Consider the following 5,868-nt stretch of genomic DNA (forward strand, 5'->3'; position numbering starts at 1 on the left):
CGGCCGGTGGCAGGCCGCCGCGGGAGGCGTGCACGGCACCCATCGAGTCCTCGACGGTGACGAACTGCGGGCCGCCGGCCTGCACGTCGATCTCGGTCCGGCCCAGCGTGGGCAGGATGAGGGCCTGGCGGCCGGTGACCACGTGGGAGCGGTTGAGCTTGGTGGAGATCTGCACGGTGAGCCGGCAGCCACGCATCGCCGCCTCGCTGACGGCCGTGTCGGGCGCGGCGGCGACGAAGTTGCCGCCCATGCCGACGAAGACCTTCACCCGCCCGTCACGCATCGCGCGGATCGCGTCGACGACGTCGTAGCCACTCCGCCGTGGCGGGGTGAAGCCGAACTCGGCGCCGAGGGCGTCGAGGAACGCGTCCGGCATCCTCTCCCAGATGCCCATCGTGCGGTCGCCCTGGACGTTGCTGTGCCCGCGGACCGGGCAGACCCCCGCCCCCGGCCGGCCGATGTTGCCGCGCAGGAGCAGGAAGTTCACCACCTCCCGGATCGTGGCCACCGCGTTGGCGTGCTGGGTGAGCCCCATCGCCCAGCACACGATGATCTTCTCGGCGGCCAGCGCCCGGCGGGCCAGCTCGTCGATCTCGCTGTCGGCGAGCCCGGTGGCGGTGCGGACGTCGTCGTCGGACAGCGTCCGCAGATGCTCGGCGAACGCGTCGAAGCCGGTGGTGTGCGCGGCGAGGAAGCCGTGGTCGAGCACCGTGCCCGGGGCGGCTGCCTCGGCGTCGAGCAGGCGGCGTGACAGCGCCTGGAACAGCGCCATGTCACCGTTGAGCCGGATCTGGAGATACTGGTCGGCCAGGGCGGTGCCGCGCCCGAGCACACCGGCGGGCCGCTGCGGGTTACGGAACCGGATCAGCGACGTCTCGGGCAGCGGGTTGACCGCGACGATGCCGCCGCCGGCCCGCTTCACCCGCTCCAGCGTCGAGAGCATGCGTGGATGGTTCGTCCCCGGGTTCTGCCCGACGACGAGCACCAGGTCGGCCTGTTCGAGATCGTCGAGGGTGACGCTGCCCTTGCCGATGCCGATCGTCTCGGTGAGCGCCGCCCCGGAGGACTCGTGGCACATGTTCGAGCAGTCCGGCAGGTTGTTGGTGCCGAACGCGCGGACGAACAGCTGGTAGACGAACGCCGCCTCGTTGCTGGTGCGTCCCGAGGTGTAGAAGACGGCCTCGTCGGGGCTGTCCAGACCGGTCAGCTCGGCCGCGATGATCCTGAACGCGTCGTCCCAGCTCACCGGGTGGTAGTGGTCGTCGTCCGCCGCCCTGTACATCGGTTCGCACAGCCGGCCCTGCTGCCCGAGCCAGTAGCCGGAGCGGCCGGCGAGATCCGGCAGCGGATGCGCGGCGAAGAACTCCGGTGTCAGCCGGCGCAGGGTCGCCTCCTCCGCGACGGCCTTCGCCCCGTTCTCGCAGAACTCCGCGGCGGAGCGGTGCGCGGGATCCGGGTCCGGCCAGGCGCAGCCCGGGCAGTCGAACCCGTCCGCCTGGTTGAGCAGCCGCAGGGTGGTGACGCTGCGCCGCACCCCCATCTGGGCCACCGACTGGCCGAGCGCGTGCGCCACCCCGGGCACCCCCGCCGCATAACGCGCCGGGCCGTCCGCCGTAACCCGTCCCTGATCTGGATCCGTCACCGGCGCCCTGCGCACCATGCCGGGCACCTCCTGTTCGGAGCATTCGGACATGCATGTTCCGTCATACACGTGGACGCTGGTCGACGAATCAATATATGCCCAGCGAATGAATCGCAACCACCATACTGGCCGACCTTGCGGCCCGGTCGCCCGGCTGAGGGCGAGGACTCACGGGCCGAGACGAAAGGGTGGGTAGGAGTCGGTGCTGAGGACGAACGCGTACGCGATCACCCGGTTCGACCAGCGCAGTACCCCCACCACGTAGTCGAACAGAACCCGTGGTAGTCGCCCGGTGGCCAGGACGGCGAACCAGCCGACAATCACCGCGACGACCACGCCGATGTCCAGGAAGACCAGGACGACGTAGTGCGGGATTGCCAGGAACCATTTGACCAGCGGCAGCCAGCGGTTGAGCCGGGATACGTCCGGATAAGGAATACTGAGATGGACGGCCTGTTCGGCGTCGGTGGCGGGATAGTCGTCCCGCAGCAGGAGCAGATAGGCCGCCACCCGGTTCTCGAAACGGAGCAGGTTCAGATTCCAGTCGAACCACCAGCGGGGATACTTCCGCCGGAACAGGATCATCAGGAGTGGGCCGAGGAACAGCAGACCACCGGCGGCTCCCGCGCCCCCCCAGGAGGGGTAGATGCCGCTGACGGTCATGAATACGACAGCGATGGGCAGTACCGTGAAGATTCGAAAGAACACCGTCAGCCGGTTACGGGCGTCGGTCGGATAGCCCACGGTGAATGCGACCGGGTACTCGCCGGTGTACGCCTCGTCTTCAGGGGTCGTCATGACCCGTTGTTCCCGTTACTCGCATTGCTGTCCCGGCGGCGGGGGGCCGTCGCCGGATTCCCGCCCGGGACGCCGGGATGCCGGGACGCGGATACCGCGGCCCGCTCCCCACCGCTTCGGATATTACCGGGCCTTCAGGCATCACAAAACCGTAGTCGCGGCCGTGGCGCGATGTCCAACCGGCGTGACGTCCAGCCGGTGCCGCGCGTTCCGGGTCGGTTCCGCGGGCCGCTCCGACGATTCACCTGGTGGGGGTGATGAGGCGGACACCGTCGCCCTGCATGGTGGACGTAGCGGTTGTCGCGTTCCATCGGCCGCGTGCACCCACGGGCCGCATGCACGCCACGCCGGGTCCGGCTGGCCCGCGGACCCGGCGTGGGCAACGCCGAACAGGCCGTGGCGACCGAGGGGTCCCTGACCGAGGGGCCCGGCCGAAGGGGTCCCGACCGAGGGGGTCATCGTGGACACCGACTATTCGTATCCGCTGCTCAGCGTGTTCTGGACGTTGTTGTGGTTCTTCCTTTTCATGTTGTGGTTCTACCTGTTGTTCGCGGTCGTGTCCGACATCCTGCTCAGCCATGACCTGTCCGGCTGGGCCAAGGCGGGCTGGGTCGTCCTCGCCATCGTGCTTCCGTTGTTCGGCATCCTCGTGTATCTGATCGTGCGGGGCGGCGGCATGCACGAACGGGCGATGGAGCGGGCGGCCCAGCAGGAGCAGGCGCTGCGGGAACGGGTGCTGCGCAACCACGTCCCGCCGGGCGCCGCGCCGGGAGGCAGCCCCGCGGACGAGCTCGGCCGCCTTGCCGAGCTGCGGGACCGCGGCGCCATTTCGGACGAGGAGTACCAGCGGCTGAAGGCGAAGGTCCTCACCTAATGGCCGGGCCGGGCCGCCGACGCGGACCTGGCCGACAGCCTGCCGTGCCAGGAATCGCCGAGGATGCTGTGGCCTGGTCAGGCCCCGGCCGGGTGCGGAGGAGCGACGGCGATACGGCAGACTCGGTCCTGTGCTGCGGGTGGGACTGACCGGTGGGATCGGTGCGGGCAAGAGCGCGGTGGCGCGGCTGTTGGCCGGCCACGGCGCGGTGGTGATCGACGCGGACCAGCTCGCCCGCGAGGTGGTCGCTCCCGGGACGCCGGGGCTGCGGGCCGTGGTCGAGGAGTTCGGTTCGCATCTGCTTGGTGCCGACGGCGCGCTCGACCGGGCGGCTCTCGGCGCGGTCGTGTTCGCCGACCCGGAGGCCCGCCGCCGGCTGGAGGCGATCACGCATCCGCTGGTCGGCGCCCAGGCGGTCGAACGCATGGCGCAGGCGCCAGCGGACGCGGTGGTCGTCTACGATGTGCCGCTGCTCGTCGAAGCCGGTCTTGCCGACCGGTACGACGTGGTCGTCGTGGTGGAGGCACCGCTGGAGGTCCGCCTGGCCCGGCTGGCCGACCGGGGCCTGCCCCCGGAACAGGCGCGGGCGCGGATGGCCAACCAGGCCGACGACGCCGCCCGCCGGGCGGTCGCGGACGTTCTCGTGGACAACGGCGGCAGCCTGGAGGATCTTCGAGCCAGGGTGGACGAGGTGTGGGCGCGGCTGCTCGCGGCCCACCAGCCCGGATAGCGCCGGGCGGTCGCGGCGGGCCTGCGCGGAACGGGTCGGATGCGAAATTGTCGGAGGTCTGTGGTGTTGTAGGGGACGTGAGCTCCACGACCGATCGTCTCACCGGTGTCGACCGCCCCGCCAACAACATCACGCGTTCGACCGCGCCGTTCCAGGTCGTCTCCGACTTCGAGCCCTCCGGTGACCAGCCGGCGGCGATCGCGGAGCTGGCCCGCCGGATCCGCGCCGGCGAGAAGGACCTCGTCCTGCTGGGCGCGACCGGTACCGGCAAGTCGGCCACCACCGCGTGGCTGATAGAGCAGGTGCAGCGGCCGACGCTGGTGATGGCGCCGAACAAGACCCTGGCGGCCCAGCTCGCCAACGAGTTCCGGGAGCTGCTGCCGCACAACGCCGTCGAGTACTTCGTCTCGTACTACGACTACTACCAGCCCGAGGCGTACATCGCGCAGACCGACACCTACATCGAGAAGGACTCCTCGGTCAACGAGGAGGTCGAGCGGCTGCGCCACTCGGCCACGATGAGCCTGCTCACCCGCAGGGACGTGGTGGTCGTGGCGAGCGTGAGCTGCATCTACGGCCTGGGCACCCCCGAGGAGTACATCAAGCGCATGGTCCGGCTGCGGGTCGGGGAGGAGATCGACCGCGACAGCCTGCTGCGCCGGTTCGTCGACGTCCAGTACGCCCGCAACGACATCGCCTTCACCCGGGGGACGCTGCGGGTCCGCGGCGACACCGTCGAGGTGTTCCCCGTCTACGAGGAGCTCGCCGTCCGGATCGAGATGTTCGGCGACGAGATCGAACGGCTGGCCTACCTGCACCCGCTCACCGGCGAGATCGTCCGTGAGGCGCAGGAGGTGTTCGTCTTCCCCGCCACCCACTACGTGGCCGGCCCGGAACGCATGGAACGGGCGATCGCGGGCATCGAGACGGAGCTCACCGACCGGCTCGCCGAGCTGGAACGCCAGAGCAGGCTGCTGGAGGCCCAGCGGCTGCGGATGCGCACCACCTATGACATCGAGATGATGCGCCAGGTCGGTTTCTGCTCGGGCATCGAGAACTACTCCCGGCACATCGACGGCCGGGCCGCCGGCAGCGCACCGCATACGCTGCTGGACTATTTCCCGGACGACTTCCTGCTGGTCATCGACGAGTCGCACAACACGGTCCCGCAGATCGGCGGGATGTTCGAGGGCGACATGTCGCGCAAGCGCAACCTGGTCGAGCACGGTTTCCGGCTGCCCAGCGCGATGGACAACCGGCCGCTGCGCTGGGAGGAGTTCTGCGCCCGCATCGACCAGACGGTGTACCTGTCGGCGACCCCCGGTCCGTACGAGCTCTCCCGCGCCGACGGCGTGGTCGAGCAGATCATCCGGCCGACCGGCCTGCTCGACCCGGAGGTCGTGCTCAAACCGACCAGGGGGCAGATCGACGACCTCGTCGGCGAGATCCGCATCCGCGCCGAACGTGACGAGCGGGTGCTGGTCACGACGCTGACCAAGAAGATGGCCGAGGACCTCACCGACTACCTGCTCGAGCTCGGCATCCGGGTCCGCTACCTGCACAGCGACATCGACACGCTCCGCCGCGTCGAGCTGCTCACCGGCCTGCGCAAGGGCGAGTTCGACGTGCTGGTCGGCATCAACCTGCTGCGGGAGGGGCTGGACCTGCCCGAGGTGTCACTGGTGTCCATCCTGGACGCCGACAAGGAGGGCTTCCTGCGGTCGGACAAGTCGCTGATCCAGACCATCGGCCGGGCCGCCCGCAACGTCTCCGGCCAGGTGCACATGTACGCCGACGCCATCACCCCGTCGATGCGGCGGGCCA

At 69.8% G+C, this 5,868-nt stretch carries 3 protein-coding genes and 2 pseudogenes; 3 read left to right on the top strand and 2 right to left on the bottom strand.

Annotated elements, in window-relative coordinates; translation table 11 throughout:
• Positions 1–55: 55 nt before the first annotated feature.
• Both FrCorBMG51_RS33165 and FrCorBMG51_RS13610 read right to left on the bottom strand, forming a co-directional pair.
• Positions 56–1,693 (bottom strand): annotated as a pseudogene (locus tag FrCorBMG51_RS33165) (FdhF/YdeP family oxidoreductase); the annotation flags it as partial.
• 117 nt (positions 1,694–1,810) lie between these two features.
• Positions 1,811–2,440 (bottom strand): DUF4389 domain-containing protein, encoded by a 630-nt coding sequence (locus tag FrCorBMG51_RS13610; RefSeq protein ID WP_047223455.1) that lies wholly within the window; start codon positions 2,438–2,440, stop codon positions 1,811–1,813.
• Positions 2,441–2,900: 460 nt separating this feature from the next.
• Here FrCorBMG51_RS13610 and FrCorBMG51_RS13615 point away from each other — a divergent pair, with 460 nt between their 5' ends.
• The 3 genes and pseudogenes from FrCorBMG51_RS13615 to uvrB all read left to right on the top strand — a co-directional run.
• Positions 2,901–3,314: an SHOCT domain-containing protein gene (locus FrCorBMG51_RS13615; protein WP_338052749.1), complete on the top strand. Its 414-nt coding sequence runs from the start codon at positions 2,901–2,903 to the stop codon at positions 3,312–3,314.
• A 130-nt stretch (positions 3,315–3,444) separates the two neighbouring features.
• Entirely contained in the window at positions 3,445–4,044 is a 600-nt protein-coding gene (gene coaE, locus FrCorBMG51_RS13620) for a dephospho-CoA kinase (protein ID WP_083731115.1), read from the top strand.
• Between the two features lie 77 nt (positions 4,045–4,121).
• Positions 4,122–5,807, top strand: a pseudogene (gene uvrB, locus FrCorBMG51_RS13625) (excinuclease ABC subunit UvrB); the annotation flags it as partial.
• Positions 5,808–5,868 lie beyond the last annotated feature (61 nt).

Origin of the sequence: Protofrankia coriariae (assembly GCF_001017755.1) — a bacterium.
Taxonomy (GTDB): domain Bacteria; phylum Actinomycetota; class Actinomycetes; order Frankiales; family Frankiaceae; genus Protofrankia; species Protofrankia coriariae.

What these genes read in the sequence shown, in the direction of transcription:
- FrCorBMG51_RS13610 (WP_047223455.1), bottom strand. Translation starts at nt 2,440, where the DNA reads ATGACGACCCCTGAAGACGAGGCGTACACCGGCGAGTACCCGGTCGCA.